We start from the raw sequence: 16,349 nt of genomic DNA, 5'->3' as shown, positions 1-16,349 counted from the left end.
GTGATGATGACCTGACCCCCACCCACCGCCCTGACGAGCGAAAACACATCACACACATCAGGCCTATAAGCCAATACGAGAGGAATATCGTGGCAACCGAACTGACGTGGACCGACACCGATAGGCTCGCTGTCGACACCGCTCGAGTGCTGGCGGCCGATGCCGTCGAGAAGACTGGTAACGGTCACCCCGGCACCGCTATTTCCCTAGCGCCGCTGGGCTACCTGCTTTACCACAAGGTCATGTCTATCGATCCGTCGGACCCGAATTGGCTCGGACGCGATCGCTTCATCATGTCGGCAGGACATTCCTCGCTGACCCAGTACACCCAGTTATACCTAGCAGGGCTGGGACTCGAGCTGTCCGACCTGGAGTCCCTGCGTACCTGGGGATCCCTGACCCCCGGCCACCCCGAATATGGCTTGACGAAGTTCGTCGAGACCACCACCGGCCCGCTCGGCGCCGGTGTTGCCAACGCCGTCGGCATGGCCATGGCAGCTCGTCGTGAACGCGGCCTGCTCGACCCGGACGCCGCTCCCGGTACGAGCCTCTTCGACCACTACATTTACGCCATTGCCGGTGACGGCTGTATGCAGGAAGGCATTGCATCTGAGGCTTCGTCTCTGGCGGGGACCCAGGAGCTGGGCAACCTCATCATGTTCTACGACGACAACCGGATCACCATCGAAGGTGATACCGCCATCGCCTTCTCTGAGAACGTCGAGGCCCGCTATGAGGCCTACGGTTGGCATGTCCAGCACGTCGATTTCACCAACGGCGGAACGACCTACGAGGAGAATGTCGAAGCCCTCATGGAGGCCATCGACAACGCCAAGACTGTTACCGACAAGCCGTCTTTCATCCGTCTCACCACCGTCATTGGTTGGCCGATTCCGAAGCTCGCCGGTCTGGCCCAGGTACACGGTGCGAAGATTGGCGCTGAGGGGGTCAGTGCCCTCAAGGAGAAGCTTGGCTTTGAAGACAAGCCGTTTGCCATCGACCTTGAGATGGTGCAACAGGTCCGCGCTGCTTTCGCTGAGCGCGGCAAGGGTCTGCGCGAGGTCTGGGACGAGAAGTTCGCCGCCTGGCATGACGCCAACCCAGACGGCGCTGCCCTGCTCGAGCGGATGCTCGCCCACAAGCTGCCTGACGACCTCGACATTCCCACTTTTGAGCCGGGCAAGATGAGCACCCGTAAGGCTTCGGGAGCGGTCCTGAGCGCTCTGGGTCCGCAGCTTCCCGAGCTGTGGGGCGGATCGGCCGACCTCGCCGGGTCGAACAACACGACCATGAAGGGGGCCGACTCCTTCCTGCCTGAAGATCGCTGCTCCGAGAAAGATCCAGGTGGTCCTTACGGGCGTACTATCCACTTCGGTGTTCGCGAGCACGCCATGGGTGGCATCCTCAACGGCATCACCTTGGCGGGCCTGACCCGCTGCTACGGCGGAACCTTCTTTGTCTTCTCCGATTACATGCGTCCGTCGGTGCGTCTTGCGGCCCTCATGAAGATCCCGTCGATCTTCGTGTGGACCCACGATTCTATCGGCGTTGGTGAAGATGGACCCACCCACCAGCCAGTCGAGCACCTAGCCTCCTACCGAGCCATCCCGGGACTCGACATCGTCCGTCCCGCCGACGCCAACGAGACCGCCGTGGCATGGCGCACCATCGTGGAGCACACCGACCGTCCCGCCGGCCTAGTGCTGTCGCGTCAGGACCTGCCGACGATTGACCGCAGCAAATACGCCTCTGCCGGAGGCGTCGCCAGGGGTGCCTACGTGGTTTGCGAGGCTAGCGCCGAGCCCAAAGTCATCCTCATCGGTACTGGGTCCGAGCTGTCGGTGGCCCTCGAAGCACGCGAGAAGCTTGAGGCCGACGGGATCGCGACCCGCGTCGTCTCGATGCCGTGCCAAGAGTGGTTCGACGAGCAGGACGAGGAGTACCGCGAGTCGGTGCTACCCAGCTCAGTGACTGCCCGAGTGAGCGTCGAGGCCGGCATCGCCATGGGCTGGGCAAAGTATGTCGGCTGCAAGGGCGCCTCGGTGTCCCTCGAGCACTTCGGCGCCTCGGCCTCTGGGGCGCTGCTGTTCGAGAAGTTCGGATTCACCGCTGACCACGTCGCGGAGGTCGCTCACACCGTGTTCATGGAGTGAGGCATACCGATGTCGAACCGACGCCGGGCAAATCAAGACAAGGAGATGCTCCACGTCGCGGAGATGTACTACTTCGAGCAGATGACCCATGCCGCCATCGCCCAGCGACTCTCAATAAGTCGTTGGACCGTCGGCAGGATCCTCGAGGAGGCTCGCCGTACGGGGATGGTCAAGATCACAATTGATCATCCCCTCGCCCGGTATCACCGGTTCGAAACCGAGTTAGTTGACACCTTCGGGTTGCAGTCGGCCGTCGTCGTGCCCGTTCAAGCCAATGACGAACTGACGATGGAGTTCGTCACTCGGATGGCAGCGCAGCGGTTATCCGAGTGGCGGCCACGACCGCGGGTGGTCGCGGTGAGCTGGGGTCGAACGACGGCCCATGTGGCCCAACACTTGGGGTCGGGTTGGAATCCTCACCTTGCAAGCCCCGACCGTCGTGGGATCAGCAGATTTCGGGGAGATGCTGCGTTAGGACGTGTCCGTTTCGCGTCCCCTGGAGGCTGCCCAAAACGCGGATCTCGTGGTGTATTCGCCAGGAACGGTGAGCGCCGACTCGATTTTGGTGACGGCTGGTCATGTGACAACCAACGGTATTGACCAGCTGCGAAGCAAAGGGGCTAGCGCAGACATCATGAGTCACTATGTTGACGCCCATGGCCGCGTTGTCGATGAAGAATTGGATGCTCGCACGATCTCGGTAGACCTGGACGGTGTGAAGGTCAGGGATGACGGGGCCACGGTCGCCCCTGGGCTCGGAGCGTACTGGTCGTCGCATCCGGAGCCGAAAAAGCAGAGGCTCTGGGGGTAGCCCTGCGCGGTGGTTTGTGTACTGACCTGGTTGTCGATGCCAGCGTTGCGGAGCTCGCCCTTGGGTGAAGGAGGAGCCGCAGCCGTCATGCACGCAAGTGCAGGCTCTCGACGAAGGTGGGAATCGCGCGCGGCCCAGGGCTAGCGTGAATTGCGTCGGGCCCACAGCCGGGCCTCAACCCATCTTCGGAGGTACGAAGATGCTCAGGATTGCAGTGCTCGGTGCGGGTGTCATGGCCACCGCATTGACCTTCCCCGCTGTCGAAAACGGCAACGAAGTCCGCTTCATTGGCACCCACCTCGATGACGACATCATCGATTCCATTCAGGCCACCCGGCAGCACCCGGTTCTTGAACTTAAGGTTGACGAGCGCGCCAAGGCGTACCATTTTGCTAACGCCGCCGAGGCTATCGAGGGGGCTGACGTCATCATGAGTGGCGTCAACTCGTTCGGAGTCGACTGGGCGGGTAGACAGCTGGCCAAGCTAGCCAAACCCGGGCAGATCATCCTGTGCGTAACAAAGGGCATGCAGGCCGATGAGGACGGCACCCTTCACATCCTGCCCGAGGTATTGAAGAAGCACATGGGGAACCTTGCCGACGAGGCCCACTGGGCGGCCATTGTTGGACCGTCCAATGCCGGTGAACTGGCGGTGCATCGTGACACCCGCGTCGTATTCTGCGGCGAGGAGCAGGAGGTCCGCGACCGCTTGGTTGCGGCATACCGCACCGACTACTACCACGTCTGGACGTCTACCGACTTCGTCGGTCATGAGGTCGGCGCGTGCATGAAAAACATCTTTGCCTTTGGTGGGGGCTTCGCTGCTGGCATGCTGGACAAGGCCGGGCAGACCGACGCTAAGTACGTCATGTACGACTACACCGCGGCGCTGTTTGGCGAGGGTGCCCGCGAGCTCAAACAGATGGTTGCCTTCATGGGTGGTGACCCGGAGGTGGCGACCGGCTTGGGCGGTGTCGGCGATATGTTCGTTACCACGATGGGCGGACGCAATGTGCGTGCCAGAACCTACGTCGGTGCCGGAGTGCCGTTCTCGCAGATCCGTAATGTCAAGATGAAAGGCATCACCCTGGAGGGGGTCGCCGCCATCGGTGTGGTTGGTGAGGCGATCGAGAAGTTGACTCGGCGCGGAGTGATCGCTGAGACCGATTACCCATGGTGCGCGCCCTCTACGACATCGTTGCTCACGATGCTCCCCTCGATTTGCCCTGGGAGAAGTTCTTCGGCGGAGAAAAGTGACGTTGGGTGACCGGAGTCGGAACACCGTGTCGAGGTACTCAGATGTCCTCAGCGGCGTGTGTGCGAAAAATACCGGCCTAGGTGGGGTCCGGGTACTGTGGTGCGTGATGCATCCTTCGACCGGGATTTTTCGCACCGGGTGATGGCTGCCTCATGCAGCACTCCGAGAGTCCGCTTGGCTTTCGTGAACGAGAGGTGCCGTTCGAACCGCCACGACTTAGACTCGTCTGGTCGTCTTAGAAAGGCTGTCATGAACAACGTCATCGAGGTCACTGATGCGACCTTCGCTTCCGAGGTTCTCGGTGCCTCCAAGCCGGTCCTCGTCGACTACTGGGCCGACTGGTGTGCCCCATGCAAACAGCTCTCCCCGATCATCGAGGAGCTTGCTGGGACCTACGGCGACCGGATGGTCTTCGCTAAGGTCGACACCAACGCCAACACCCGGGTTGCCGCGGAGCAGGGGATCATGTCACTGCCCACCATCCAGGTCTGGCAGGGTGGCCAGCTCGTCAAGTCGCTGCAAGGCGGCAAGACGAAGAAGGCGCTGGTCAAAATCATCGAAGAGTTTGTCGCCTAAGGAGGGATCATGCCGTCTGCCACTAAGAAGGTTTCCCTGGTCCGTCGTAGTGAAGGCCACTACACCGCCACCAATGCTCGTGGTGGGCAAATTCGGTTTGGGGCAGGGAAGGACGCCGAGTTCACCCCTGTGGAGCTGCTGCTAGCCGCTATCGGCGGGTGCTCATCCATTGATGTCGACACCGTGACAAGCCGTCGCGGCGAGCCTACCCAGTTCACCGTTTCCGTCTCGGGCACCAAACGCAGCGACGAGGAAGGACGGGCATCCCTGGGTGACGTCGCCGTCGACTTCCAGTTGAGCTTCCCCGACACTGAGGAAGGACGCGAGGCTGCCGGGCTGGTGAACCGGGTCGTCACGATGTCACGCGACAAAAACTGCACCGTCTCGCGCACCGTCGAGGCCCAGACTCCGGTGGCTTTCAGTATCGCCGGCGAGCCGTTGGACTGAGGTTTCCTGGCGGGTCGTTCTCGCCGCGTTTTTACGCGGAGCGTGTTCACGAAAGGTCTTCCACAGGAACCGAGGCGGCCGGACCCGGTGACGAAAAATCCCGGGCCCGGCCGTTTTACGGCATCAGGAGATGAGATCTCGCAGCCAGGTGATGATTTTGTCTTCGGCGTCGCGGGCCTGGGGGAAGGCGAGGGTGAAACTTTGGGTGCCATGAGCCATGCCACGGACTGTTGTCAGTTCTACCGGCACCCCGGCGTCCTGGAGCTTGTGCTGCCACGCGATCGAGTCGTCACGCAGCGGATCCACCTCACAGTTGAGCAAAAATGTCGGCGGAAGGCCGTGCGCGTTCTCCAGGCAGGCAGGGTTAGTCAGCGGGTTGTCGAGACTTGCTCCGTGAGACAGATAACGCACGTGGCTGTGGTGCAGCGCGGCCGCTAGGTCAGGGGCGTCACGACGAGCCTCGGCCATTGCTTCGGAGGTGTCAGAAAGGTCGAGAATCGGCACCTCCAGGATTTGCCCAAGAATTGCGGGGTTGCCCTCGTCGCGGCACATGATCCCCGTCGCAGCGGCGAGGTTTCCACCCGCGGAATCGCCCCCTACGAGGATGCGTGAAGTGTCAAACCCCTTGTCAAGTCCGGTTTTGGCTACCCACCGCACGACGTCAACGACATCATGTAGGTTCTCGGGGTAGTTGTGCTCGGGCAGCAATCGGTAATCGACACTGACGACACATACCCCCGCTCGCTGGGCGATGCTGGCTGTGCGGGAGAGCACGGTGCGTGGGGAACCGTGAACAAAAGCCCCGCCGTGGGCCCATACCAGTACTGGAGCGGGGTTTGGGAGCCCCTTCGGCCGCTGAATGAGTACCGGGATCGGGTGAGTCCGTCCGGGGACCGTGCGGTCCTCGAGAATCACCGAATCAGGGACCGCAGGCGTTATTTTTCCCCGCAGGCGGGCGGCCACGTCATTCTGACGCGCCCGCTTCTCGGCGAGCGTTTGTTCTTCCTTCGGTTGACGACCCAGGATTTCTGCCAGTCGTGGATCCAGTTTCATGTCACTTCACCCTCCTCACTCGTGTGATACACAACGACCCCAGGATGGCTAGGATGATCGCTGCAGTGAACAGTCCGGGATAGCCCACCGTCTTTACGAGGGTCGCACCAATGCCCGGTGCGAAGACGATCGGCAGAGAATTGGCGGCGTTGAGGAAGCCTAGGTCACGGGCAGCATCGTCGCGGTCGGGCAGTACCTCGACCATGAGAGCCCCGTCGACAGCCATATAGGTGCCGAACGCGGCCCCGCCTATCGCGGCGAAAATGGTGAGCGTCCACGGCTCGTTGACAAGGAAGAGGGGAATGACTCCAACCCCGGCCACGAGCGGGGCAATCATTGTGAAGGGCTTGCGGCGCTTGATCTTGTCGGACCACGGACCCGTGATGACGTCAAGGACGACTGCCGTGACGGCGAGGACTGCGGAATTCATCGCGATGAGTCTTCCGGCAGTTGCTCGTGTCATGCCCATCTCATCGGTGGCGATGTACAGCTGGAATTGCATCACCATGAACAAAGAGATGACAAAGAGAAATCGGCCTACCAGGATCCACCAAAACTGGCCGTCAGAGGGCGGCCTCATCTGAGCACCGAACTGGCGCCAGGTGACTGGTGGACGGGGTGACCGATTGCGCAATGGGTGGGGTGGAAGCAGGATCACCACGATGATGCTCGATACCAGCATTATCCATGCCGCCATGAGGAACCCTTGCGATGGGTGGGTTACCAAGGTCCCGGCGATAACTGCCCCGATGATCTGGGCGAGGAGATAGCCCGCGCCACCGAATGCTGAGACCTTACCGAGAACGGAGTTGGGGACGTAGTCCGGTGGGATGGCGTTGAAAGCGCCAAGCATGCAGTTGAGCCCGCCCTGGTACACCATGTGTGCGACGACGAGGAGGGCGGGGTTACGGGTTAAGCCGATGCAGGCGAAGGCCAGAGTGCCGACGATGGCACCTCCGATAATCCAGGGATTGCGCGGGCCGAGCTTGGACCGAGTGCGGTCCGACAGCGTCCCGGCCAGGATCATGCAGCTAACAGCAGCAATGGCGCCGGTGGTCGTGAGTAGGGCGAGTAAGTCGACCTTGTCTTCGGGCTTGACCTCAGCGGCAAGTGCTGCCAGCAGCGTGCCGCAGGCAGCTCCGACCGCCGCCCATCCCAATTGTCCGATGAACATCACTGCGCTGAGACGACCGGTACTAGCGCACTGCCTGTGCTGGGGCTGAGCACCCTCTCGTGGGGTTATCGTCATGGGGTCTGCTCCTTTGCGGTGGGGTGCGGGTCGGACCGCCCTTAACAAAACCCTAGTAGCACTAGGTATTGTAGAACACGACCCTCTGGGGTGGTCGATAGGGCCGATCGGACGCTGCGGGGCCCAAGAACCCCGTTCCGGAAGGGGCCAAGCATCCCTTTGACCTGACTCTCTGCGAGGCGGGATTTTTGTTCACTGGGTGAGGACGCCGGGGAGGGAAGCGTCGTTGTCCGTAAGCTAATAAGGTGCCCAGGTCTCCGCTACGCCAACGTCACGGTCTGGAGTCAGCGTGGGTTCACACCCCCGATCATGGGGCGTGTCGTCGGTTGGCAACAGAGCGCGGAGTCGATGGCTGGCCCTGGCCGACGATGCGGGACTACCTGGTCGAGAAGCTCCCGAGAATGGGTGGGCAGCGTGTTGACGAGATGCTTGATGAGGGGAGGTTCGTCGACGAGTCAGGGCGTACTTTCCGGCGGGATTCCCCTTTCACTCCGCAGACCTTCGTTTTCTTCCACCGAGACCTGCCTACAGAGACTCCCGTTCCGGCCGGGATCGGCATTCTCTATTCCGATGAACGCATTCTTGTGGTCGACAAGCCGCATTTCCTGTCCTCGATCCCGCGGGGCCGCCATGTCCTCGAATCGGTTGTTGTTCGACTGCGCACCCAATTGGGGCTGCCAGAACTAACGGTCGCTCACCGCCTCGATCGTGTTACCGCTGGAGTGTTACTGCTGACCCGGGAGCGAAAATGGCGTCGCCCGTACCAAGAGATATTCGAGCGTCGTGAGGTCGTCAAAAAGTATCGGTTGGTGGCACCCGTGGTGCACGATCCAGCTGGGGAGGGGGTTACCGCGACAAAAAGCGGCTGGCAGGTGAGGTCCCGGATTATTAAGGAGCGGGGGATTTTGCAGGCCCGTGAAGTTCCCGGCGTACCGAATGCTGTCACCGATATTGCGCTGATCGGTGAACACGGCGGGTGGGGGCTGTACGAGGCGAGCCCTCGGACTGGTCGCACCCACCAAATTCGTCTCCACATGCAACGTTTGGGCGCTCCAATTGTGAATGACCCCTTTTACCCGGTAGTTCTCGACACCCCAGTCGATGATTTCACCCATCCCTTGCAGCTGCAGGCGTGGCGGATGGGATTCACCGACCCCGTCACCGGCGACCCGAGAGCCTTCACCTCGAGATTGCGGTTGGCCGCTTGGCAGTGAGGGCAAGGTCATGCCCCTGACGTGATGCCAACCGGACATGGGGTCTGCCTGTGTCTTGGCCGTTTTGGAGCGCCGCCCCGCATACCGGGCTTGTCACCGCCTATGTGCCTGCCCTGATTTCCCGCCGACTGTACCCATTCTCCCCGCAGTGGGTCTCGCTCAGCGTGGGTGAACTGCCAACCCGTGGTTATTTTTCCCGATACGTGGGGAGCGGTGCCATTGGGGTGCTTGAGACCTTCGGGGGCTGACAGAAATCGTCACGTGAAGATATGGGGTTGATTCAGGGATGGCTCAATATCGTCGAGGGCTCAGCGATGCCCCGATCCGTCGCGAGCTGACGAAAAATGTCAGGGGGGAAGAGACAGCGAGAAAAACCTGCGCCGCATGCCGCTTACCTATACCACGTCGCGTCCATGGCGCCCGCACAGCATTTCGCCGCACCACCTTGCGCGCGGGTGGTGCGGCGAAAACTGTCGAGTACCTCAGCGACCTAGTTCAGTGAGGAACCTTTCGGCATCTAGGGCAGCACGGCACCCGGACCCGGCCGCGGTGACGGCTTGTTGGTAGTGGGAGTCGACCAGGTCGCCGCAGGCGAAAACTCCCGGCACGTTGGTGCGGGTGGATGGCTCGGCGCACACGACGTAGCCAGCATCGTCCAGATCGACCTGGCCGCGCACCAGCTCGGAGCGCGGGTCATGGCCGATGGCCTCAAAAACGCCGGCAACTTCGAGTTGACGCTCCTCGCCGGTTTTGGTGTCCCGCAGGGTGATCGACTCGAGCTTCGACTCGCCCTGCATGGCGACGACCTCACTATTCCACGCGAAGGTGATCTTGGGGTCGGCTGCGGCACGGTCGGCCATGATCTGAGAGGCGCGCAATTGGTCGCGGCGATGCACGAGGGTCACCGAGTTGGCGAACCGGGTAAGGAAAGTGGCTTCCTCAACCGCGGAGTCACCGCCACCAACGACGGCGATGTCTTTGCCGGTGAAGAAGAACCCGTCACAGGTGGCGCACCACGACACGCCGCGCCCGGACAACCGCGGCTCATCCTCAAGCCCGAGTTTGCGGTAGGCCGATCCCATGGCGAGGATAACAACGTGCGCCTTGTAGGTGTTTCCGTCGGTGTCGACGAGCTTCTTGATCTCACCGGTGAGGTCGATATCGGTGACGTCGTCGGCGATGAGCTCGGCTCCGAACCGTTCGGCCTGGGCACGCATCTGCGCCATGAGGTCGGGGCCCATGATCCCTTCGGAGAAGCCCGGGTAGTTTTCGACCTCGGTGGTCTGCATGAGGGCGCCGCCGGCATCCATTGACCCTTCAAATACCAGCGGCTTCAGTCCGGCGCGGGCGGTGTAGACAGCGGCGGTGTATCCGGCTGGCCCAGACCCTACGATGATGACGTCGCGCGGCTCGTCATTACCGTGGACGTCGGCGCCGACGGTCTCAGGGAAGGGCTGGGTGGTGTCGATTTCCGAGGGATCGGACAGCGAAATGTTGCCGAGGATGGTGTTGGGTGTAAGGGCCTGAGTGGTCATGGCGTCTCCTGGTTAGTGACTGGTTCGGGGATCAACCTATTTAGCGCATGAAGCTGTTACGGCATTCCCGGAGGGTTTTACGCCCGGCGTGGGGCTTCCAGTGCTCTCCCCCCATGACGAGGTGCCACGGTATGGGGACGTCGATTCCTGGTTGGTCCGCCCCCGATTGCCGCAATTCGATGGCAGCCGATCTTGATGAGGTGCTCTACCCGTGCACGAGTGTCAGGGTGTACGTGGGGACTCTCATGTACAACGTTAGAAACAGTGTTGACGGGCACCCCGGCTGCTTTGGCAACATCCACAAGGCGCGCTGTCATGGCCAGGATCTTATGATCTCCAACGGGGGTTCAGCAATGTCAGGGGAACGACTTGTGAGGGCTTTGCACCTCTCTTTATATCGTTGTTATAACCTATGGCAACGTTGCAAGAAGCTACGGTTGGGAGGATCCCTGGCGCGTCAGCAATGGGGCCTCGGCAATGAGATGGACGGGCCGTGGCAGATGGGCCACAAGACACCTGAGGAATACGCCCGGGCCGTGACCGAGGTGGCCAACACCTTCCACCGCTTCGACGACAATCCCATTGTGGCTACCTGTGGTTCCTCGGGACGCTCCATGCCCATCTTCGGGCGCCGGGAGCGCGTCGTCGCCGATGCCGCATTCGACAGCCTGGACCTGGTGTCGGCCACGCCCACTACGAATCCGATCGACGATGATTTCATCCGTCTCGGCGTGGTTGCTGTCGGCAGGACCCGCATCGTCGTGCACCGGGATTCGGACCCCCGGACTAATCTCTCCTGTTAGTTACCTGACCATGGTCGGATGGGGTTGGCCGGTCGCGTGCCACTACAGCGTCGTTCCCTCTCCGCCGACAGCATGTTTCCCTCGGCGATCGGGTGAACACTTGATGGGATCGTGGACACTGGAAGTCATGAGTGAGTCGACGAATGGTCCCCAAGAGCCTCGTGAACCTAATTCTTTCCCGCGTGCTAGCGCCGAGGGCGGATATTCCTCGCACTCTGAGGATGCCCGTCAGGGCTGGGCACAGGAGTCATATTGGTCGCACAGTGACGATACCCGGTCTAGTTCGGGAGATTCGCCGACTACCCAACGGCAGCCGTGGGAATCATCTGAACAGCCCACTGCTATTGATCCGAACCTTGGTAACAAAAATGCCGGCTCGCCGCAGCCCTCGTCTCGATCGGGCCGCAAGGGTTTCCGAGGCGGGACTATTGTCCTTGCTGCGCTGCTAGCCGCGGCCGTGGGTGGAGTCTCAGGTGGTCTTGTCGATCGTTCCTTGACAAAAAATGACACTCCTGCCGTGGCCACAAAGTCTGCCGCCCCGAATACCGTTACCAAGGTTGTTCAGGGATCGTCATCTGCTCCGGACTGGACGGCCACTGCCTCCGCCATCTCGAACTCGGTGGTCTCTATCACCGTGACGACCGGCAATGGGGGCGGCGAGGGGTCCGGTGTCGTCGTCGATTCCAACGGCGACATCGTCACCAACAATCACGTCGTCTCTGACGCCGCATCCGGCGGTCAACTGACGGTATCTATGGGCAACAAGACGTATGACGCCAAGGTGGTGGGTAGTGATCCATCAACTGACCTGGCTGTCATCCGGGTAACGAATCCGCCCGAATCCATGAAGCCGATGAGGTTCGCCAATTCCAGCAAGCTGACCGTCGGTGCCCCGGTCATGGCTGTTGGTAACCCGCTAGGACTGTCCGGATCGGTGACGACCGGCATCATTAGCGCTCTTAACCGCCCGGTCACGACCATGAGCCGCGATGAGTCAGATGACGTGTTGGGGTCATATGATTCCTCGTCGGGGGTCGTCGTCACCAATGCCATCCAGACCAGCGCCGCGATTAACCCAGGCAATTCCGGGGGTGCGCTGGTCAATGCCAATGGTGAACTCGTCGGCATCAACTCCTCAATCGCCAGTTTGCCGTCGGCGGACCGCTCCCAGTCGGGCAATATCGGCATCGGGTTCGCCATCCCATCGAATTTGGCCAAGTCGGTTGCCGACCAGATCATCCGGACCGGCAAGGTCACTCACGCTTTCCTAGGCATCTCGGTTCGTGACGCGGCTGCAGTTAAGGCTGGTGTCAAGGTTCGGGGTGCCGGAATCGCGACGGTCATTCCGAGTTCGGCTGCCGGCAAGGCCGGTTTGCGCCGAGGCGACGTCATCACCAGGATTGACGACACTGATATCGCCTCGGGGGAGTCTTTAGTAGGTCTTATTCGTTCGTTCAAAGCTGGGCAGAAGGCGAAAATCAGTTATATCCGTGGTTCCCAGGAGGGGACGGTTGACGTGACAATGGGCACGGCGAAGGCTTGATTTTGGCAGTAACACAGCCAACTCTCCGCAGCCGATGTGCTGCGGAGAGTTCGAATTTCTACCTGCGCTCTCACATGAGGTCGAGGACCGCTCGGGCAGTGGCGTCATCAACGACGAGGTCAGTTGCAACTCTGGCGCGCAGGGCAGCCAGCAGTCCGACGGCCTTGGCGCGCCCAGCGACGACGCAGAGCCGACGCGGTATGCGCTGTAATTGGAAGGGGGCTAATCCGGTTGCTCTCTTGTTGAACTCGACGTCGTAAGCACCGTCAGCCTTGAGGAAGACGGTGTTGACGTCACCGACGACTCCAGCATGTACCAAATTCGCCTTTTCCTCATCGGTCATGTAACCCGCTGAATAGACGTGGGAGGGGACCGGGCTGTCAAGGGCTCCGACGCTAAAAACAGCAAGATCGAGCTCTCGATGTGCTTTAAGGACGGCCTGAACGGAACGTTCTTGCCACATTGCGGCCTTTGTTGACGCACTGTCGAAGAAGGTTGGGACCGGGAAATGGATAACCTCGCCACCAAATGCAGCAGCCATTCTTGACAGGATCGATCCGACGTAGGGGATTCCCGAACTAGCGGGGTTTGCCGACCCATTCATCTGGACGACGCTGACCCCTTTGACGTCTTTAGGCACTACGTAGTGGGTGATGGCATCAAGGGTTGTGCCCCAGGCGATACCGACGGCGGAATTGTCCTCGACCATATCTGTCACCATCTGTCCCGCGATCCTGGCGACTTGATCGAGGCGGTGGATCTCGGTGGTTCCTGATTTCACGGGCACAACCGTGGTATTTACCCCGAACATCCTCGTCAGGGTGGAATCCAGTCCACTTCGTAGCCCCGTTGGCTCGGACAAAGTGATGCGCACAACTCCGGACAGACGTGCCTGCTTGAGAAGTCGAGATACGGTCGAGCGAGATGTACCGAGATGGCTGGCGATGGCATCCATTGTCTCGCCCTGCATGTAATACATGGACGCAGCTGTCCATACATCATTGGACAATTCGTTCATGCCTCCCCCCTTGCCATGCACATGAGTGCAGAATCGCGAATCCGTGGGGCCCTTGATGTTTGACTGTGAGCTACGTCCGACCCCGATGGGGGGCGGGACGACGGTCCCCGTTCCTAAATTCTACGGGATCGACTGCCACCGGCGAGTAAACCGGTGTCAACGGATGACACCACGACGAAGGAGTCTTCATGCTTCTCGAAACCGCGGTGCCCGGTGCAACGATCTTCGGGTCGGAGTTCTTGGGCACCTTGATCCTCATTCTCCTGGGTTGTGGCGTCGTCGCCAATAACCTCCTTCCCAAGAGCAAGGGCCACGCTAACGCCCCCGGTTCCCTCCAGATTAACTGGGGATGGGGCTTCGGCGTGATGTTCGGGGTTTACGCCGCTTACAAGACCGGTGGGCATCTGAATCCGGCTGTGACCGTCGGTCTGGCCATCGCCGGCAAGGATCTGGCCCCTGGTATCCCTGCTACGGCTGGCAACATCACGATCTACATCCTCGCCCAGTTCGCCGGTGCCTTTGTCGGTGCGGTGCTGTGCTGGCTGGCGTACAAACAGCACTATGACGAGGATTGCGACCCCGCCCTCAAGCTCGGCACTTTCGCTACCGGTCCTGAGGTTCGCAATCCGCTGTGGAACACCATAACTGAGGCCATCGGCACCTGGGTCCTTGTGCTGTGGGTCATCCTCTCCGGCTTCACCCAGGGAGTGAAAATTGGCCCCCTGGCTGTCGGTTTGCTCATTGTCTCCATCGGTGCCTCCCTCGGTGGCCCCACCGGATATGCCATCAACCCGGCCCGTGACCTCTCTCCCCGTATCGCCCACGCCGTTTTGCCAATCAAGGGCAAGGGTGACAGCGATTGGGGATATGCCTGGGTCCCGGTCGTTGGCCGATGATCGGTGCTGTCCTGGCCGCTCTCACCTACTCCATTTTCTGGTGAGTGGGAATACCTCTCGTGACACACTGATTGCGCGTCAGCCGTAATGTGTCAGACACGTCAATGCAGATAAGAAAGGCAACCAACATGAGCGATGAGAAGTTTGTACTCGCCATTGACGAGGGCACTACTTCCGCCCGTGCCATCATCTTTAACCACGCCGGCCAGATCATGGCCGTTGGCCAGCAGGAGTTCGAGCAGATCTTCCCGCGTGCTGGATGGGTTGAGCATGACCCGATCGAGATCTGGGAGGCCGTTCGCGACGTCGTTGGGCTCGCCCTGACCAAGGCCAACATCAACCGCCACCAGCTGGCTGCTGCTGGTATCACCAACCAGCGCGAGACCGCAGTGGTGTGGGACAAGAACACCGGTGAGCCGGTTTATAACGCCATCGTGTGGCAGGACACGCGCACTCAAAAGATCTGTAACGAACTAGCTGGTGACAAGGGCGCCGACCGCTACAAGGAGATCTGTGGTCTGGGCCTGTCGACCTATTTCTCTGGCCCGAAGGTCAAATGGATTCTCGACAACGTTGAGGGAGCCCGTGCGAGGGCCGAGGCCGGCGATCTGCTCTTCGGTAACATGGACACTTGGGTGCTGTGGAACCTGACTGGCGGTACTAACGGTGGCGTGCACATCACCGATCCGACCAACGCGTCCCGAACCATGCTCATGGACGTCCGAAAGCTGCAGTGGGACGACTCGATGTGCGAGGTCATGGGGATTCCGAAGTCCATGCTTCCTGAGATCAAGTCCTCCTCCGAGATCTACGGCTATGGTCGCAAGAACGGCCTGCTGATCGATACCCCGATCTCCGGCATTCTTGGCGATCAGCAGGCCGCCACTTTTGGCCAGGCTTGCTTCCAAAAGGGCATGGCGAAGAACACGTACGGCACCGGCTGCTTCATGCTCATGAACACAGGTGAGGAGGCCATCTTCTCCGAGAACGGTCTGCTGACCACCGTCTGCTACAAGATCGGTGACCAGCCCACCGTCTATGCCCTGGAAGGTTCGATTGCCGTCGCTGGATCGCTGGTACAGTGGCTGCGCGACAACCTCAAGATGTTCGAGACCGCCCCGCAAATCGAAGCTCTCGCTAACACCGTCGAGGACAATGGTGGCGCCTACTTTGTGCCGGCCTTCTCTGGCCTGTTCGCGCCGTACTGGCGTCCAGACGCCCGTGGTGCCCTCGTGGGCTTGACCCGCTACGTCAACCGTGGCCACATTGCCCGCGCCGTGCTCGAGTCAACCGCCTTCCAGACTCGCGAGGTTCTTGAGGCTATGAACGCCGACTCCGGTGTGCCGCTGACGGAGCTGCGCGTCGACGGTGGCATGACCGCCAACGAAACCCTCATGCAGTTCCAGGCCGACCAGGTCAATGTGCCGGTGGTTCGCCCCGTGGTCGCCGAAACCACCGCTCTGGGCGCCGCCTACGCCGCTGGCATCGCTGTCGGTTTCTGGGAAGGCGAGAATGACGTCACCGACAACCAGGCCGAGGACAAGCGCTGGGAACCCAAGATGGACAAGAATGAGCGCGAACGTCTGTTCCGCAACTGGAAGAAGGCTGTCACTAAGACCTTCGACTGGGTGGACGACGACGTCAAGGAGTGATCTTGCTCTGATCCTGATGAACTGTTGACAGGTGGTGCCCCGTGCCTTCCAGCGCGGGGCACCACTGCGTCCAGTTCCTCGTGCCATTGCCGGGCGCTTGGGCCGCCCCGCTGTGTCGATCGGTTGCGTCATGAGCCCCGT

General features: G+C 60.9%; 17 protein-coding genes and 1 pseudogene. 13 read left to right on the top strand and 5 right to left on the bottom strand.

Annotated features, from left to right (window positions below; genetic code table 11):
* The first annotated feature begins 89 nt into the window (after positions 1–89).
* The 7 genes from tkt (at position 90) to CPA42_RS12315 (ending at position 5,245) form a co-directional block, all read left to right on the top strand.
* Positions 90–2,153 (top strand): transketolase, encoded by a 2,064-nt coding sequence (gene tkt, locus CPA42_RS12335; RefSeq protein WP_002515762.1) that lies wholly within the window; start codon positions 90–92, stop codon positions 2,151–2,153.
* Positions 2,154–2,162: 9 nt separating this feature from the next.
* The gene (locus CPA42_RS12810; RefSeq protein ID WP_002515724.1) at positions 2,163–2,753 is read left to right on the top strand and encodes a sugar-binding domain-containing protein; all 591 of its coding nucleotides are present in this window, start codon (positions 2,163–2,165) and stop codon (positions 2,751–2,753) included.
* The gene (locus tag CPA42_RS12805; protein ID WP_306400437.1) at positions 2,677–2,964 is read left to right on the top strand and encodes a sugar-binding domain-containing protein; all 288 of its coding nucleotides are present in this window, start codon (positions 2,677–2,679) and stop codon (positions 2,962–2,964) included. Before CPA42_RS12810 ends, CPA42_RS12805 begins: the two co-directional genes overlap by 77 nt.
* A complete protein-coding gene (locus tag CPA42_RS13720; protein ID WP_110463727.1) occupies positions 2,919–3,032 on the top strand; it encodes a sugar-binding domain-containing protein in 114 nt (37 codons plus the stop codon). Before CPA42_RS12805 ends, CPA42_RS13720 begins: the two co-directional genes overlap by 46 nt.
* 131 nt (positions 3,033–3,163) lie before the next feature.
* Positions 3,164–4,231 carry a glycerol-3-phosphate dehydrogenase gene (locus CPA42_RS12325; RefSeq protein WP_002515885.1) on the top strand — a complete coding sequence of 356 codons (1,068 nt, stop codon included), beginning with the start codon at positions 3,164–3,166 and terminating at the stop codon, positions 4,229–4,231.
* A 240-nt stretch (positions 4,232–4,471) separates the two neighbouring features.
* On the top strand, positions 4,472–4,798 hold the full coding sequence (gene trxA, locus CPA42_RS12320; protein WP_002515759.1) for a thioredoxin: 327 nt from the start codon (positions 4,472–4,474) through the stop codon (positions 4,796–4,798).
* A gap of 9 nt (positions 4,799–4,807) precedes the next feature.
* Entirely contained in the window at positions 4,808–5,245 is a 438-nt protein-coding gene (locus tag CPA42_RS12315) for an OsmC family protein (protein WP_002515818.1), read from the top strand.
* A gap of 123 nt (positions 5,246–5,368) precedes the next feature.
* On the opposite strand, the gene CPA42_RS12310 is transcribed toward CPA42_RS12315, so the two are convergent.
* On the bottom strand, positions 5,369–6,298 hold the full coding sequence (locus CPA42_RS12310) for an alpha/beta hydrolase (protein ID WP_002515878.1): 930 nt from the start codon (positions 6,296–6,298) through the stop codon (positions 5,369–5,371).
* A 1-nt stretch (position 6,299) separates the two neighbouring features.
* Positions 6,300–7,472, bottom strand: a complete 1,173-nt coding sequence (locus CPA42_RS12305) for an MFS transporter (protein WP_002518529.1) — start codon at positions 7,470–7,472, stop codon at positions 6,300–6,302.
* Between the two features lie 443 nt (positions 7,473–7,915).
* Between CPA42_RS12305 and CPA42_RS12300 the strand changes: the two genes are divergently transcribed.
* On the top strand, positions 7,916–8,761 hold the full coding sequence (locus CPA42_RS12300; protein ID WP_002518528.1) for an RluA family pseudouridine synthase: 846 nt from the start codon (positions 7,916–7,918) through the stop codon (positions 8,759–8,761).
* Positions 8,762–8,811: 50 nt separating this feature from the next.
* The gene (locus tag CPA42_RS12295; protein WP_002518527.1) at positions 8,812–9,009 is read left to right on the top strand and encodes a hypothetical protein; all 198 of its coding nucleotides are present in this window, start codon (positions 8,812–8,814) and stop codon (positions 9,007–9,009) included.
* Between the two features lie 234 nt (positions 9,010–9,243).
* On the opposite strand, the gene trxB is transcribed toward CPA42_RS12295, so the two are convergent.
* Together trxB and CPA42_RS12280 are read right to left on the bottom strand one after the other, a co-directional pair.
* A complete protein-coding gene (trxB, locus tag CPA42_RS12285) occupies positions 9,244–10,296 on the bottom strand; it encodes a thioredoxin-disulfide reductase (protein ID WP_002515813.1) in 1,053 nt (350 codons plus the stop codon).
* A gap of 77 nt (positions 10,297–10,373) precedes the next feature.
* Positions 10,374–10,613: a LacI family DNA-binding transcriptional regulator gene (locus CPA42_RS12280; RefSeq protein ID WP_002539650.1), complete on the bottom strand. Its 240-nt coding sequence runs from the start codon at positions 10,611–10,613 to the stop codon at positions 10,374–10,376.
* Between CPA42_RS12280 and CPA42_RS13345 the strand changes: the two genes are divergently transcribed.
* Complete coding sequence (locus CPA42_RS13345) at positions 10,497–11,099, top strand: alpha-L-arabinofuranosidase (RefSeq protein WP_225070328.1); 603 nt, start codon at positions 10,497–10,499, stop codon at positions 11,097–11,099. The two genes, CPA42_RS12280 and CPA42_RS13345, sit on opposite strands and share 117 nt — an antisense overlap.
* Positions 11,100–11,202: 103 nt before the next feature.
* A complete protein-coding gene (locus CPA42_RS12270) occupies positions 11,203–12,642 on the top strand; it encodes a S1C family serine protease (RefSeq protein ID WP_002515870.1) in 1,440 nt (479 codons plus the stop codon).
* 70 nt (positions 12,643–12,712) lie between these two features.
* Here the strand turns inward: CPA42_RS12270 and CPA42_RS12265 are convergent, their stop codons facing one another.
* Positions 12,713–13,660, bottom strand: a complete 948-nt coding sequence (locus CPA42_RS12265; protein WP_002515820.1) for a sugar-binding transcriptional regulator — start codon at positions 13,658–13,660, stop codon at positions 12,713–12,715.
* A gap of 188 nt (positions 13,661–13,848) precedes the next feature.
* Between CPA42_RS12265 and CPA42_RS12260 the strand changes: the two are divergent.
* A pseudogene (locus CPA42_RS12260) lies at positions 13,849–14,600 on the top strand (MIP/aquaporin family protein).
* 60 nt (positions 14,601–14,660) lie between these two features.
* Complete coding sequence (gene glpK, locus CPA42_RS12255; RefSeq protein WP_024513524.1) at positions 14,661–16,208, top strand: glycerol kinase GlpK; 1,548 nt, start codon at positions 14,661–14,663, stop codon at positions 16,206–16,208.
* Positions 16,209–16,349 lie beyond the last annotated feature (141 nt).

The sequence above is a fragment of the Cutibacterium acnes genome (assembly GCF_003030305.1).
GTDB lineage: Bacteria > Actinomycetota > Actinomycetes > Propionibacteriales > Propionibacteriaceae > Cutibacterium > Cutibacterium acnes.
This window is presented reverse-complemented; position numbering and strand designations above follow the sequence as displayed.

Coding starts and splice junctions, on each gene's coding strand:
- CPA42_RS12300 (WP_002518528.1), top strand. CDS start 7,916: ATGCGGGACTACCTGGTCGAGAAGCTCCCGAGAATGGGTGGGCAGCGT.
- glpK (WP_024513524.1), top strand. CDS start 14,661: ATGCAGATAAGAAAGGCAACCAACATGAGCGATGAGAAGTTTGTACTC.
- CPA42_RS12280 (WP_002539650.1), bottom strand. CDS start 10,613: ATGACAGCGCGCCTTGTGGATGTTGCCAAAGCAGCCGGGGTGCCCGTC.
- CPA42_RS12315 (WP_002515818.1), top strand. CDS start 4,808: ATGCCGTCTGCCACTAAGAAGGTTTCCCTGGTCCGTCGTAGTGAAGGC.
- CPA42_RS12265 (WP_002515820.1), bottom strand. CDS start 13,660: ATGAACGAATTGTCCAATGATGTATGGACAGCTGCGTCCATGTATTAC.
- CPA42_RS12270 (WP_002515870.1), top strand. CDS start 11,203: ATGGGATCGTGGACACTGGAAGTCATGAGTGAGTCGACGAATGGTCCC.
- CPA42_RS12810 (WP_002515724.1), top strand. CDS start 2,163: ATGTCGAACCGACGCCGGGCAAATCAAGACAAGGAGATGCTCCACGTC.
- trxB (WP_002515813.1), bottom strand. CDS start 10,296: ATGACCACTCAGGCCCTTACACCCAACACCATCCTCGGCAACATTTCG.
- CPA42_RS12310 (WP_002515878.1), bottom strand. CDS start 6,298: ATGAAACTGGATCCACGACTGGCAGAAATCCTGGGTCGTCAACCGAAG.
- CPA42_RS12325 (WP_002515885.1), top strand. CDS start 3,164: ATGCTCAGGATTGCAGTGCTCGGTGCGGGTGTCATGGCCACCGCATTG.
- CPA42_RS12305 (WP_002518529.1), bottom strand. CDS start 7,472: ATGTTCATCGGACAATTGGGATGGGCGGCGGTCGGAGCTGCCTGCGGC.
- trxA (WP_002515759.1), top strand. CDS start 4,472: ATGAACAACGTCATCGAGGTCACTGATGCGACCTTCGCTTCCGAGGTT.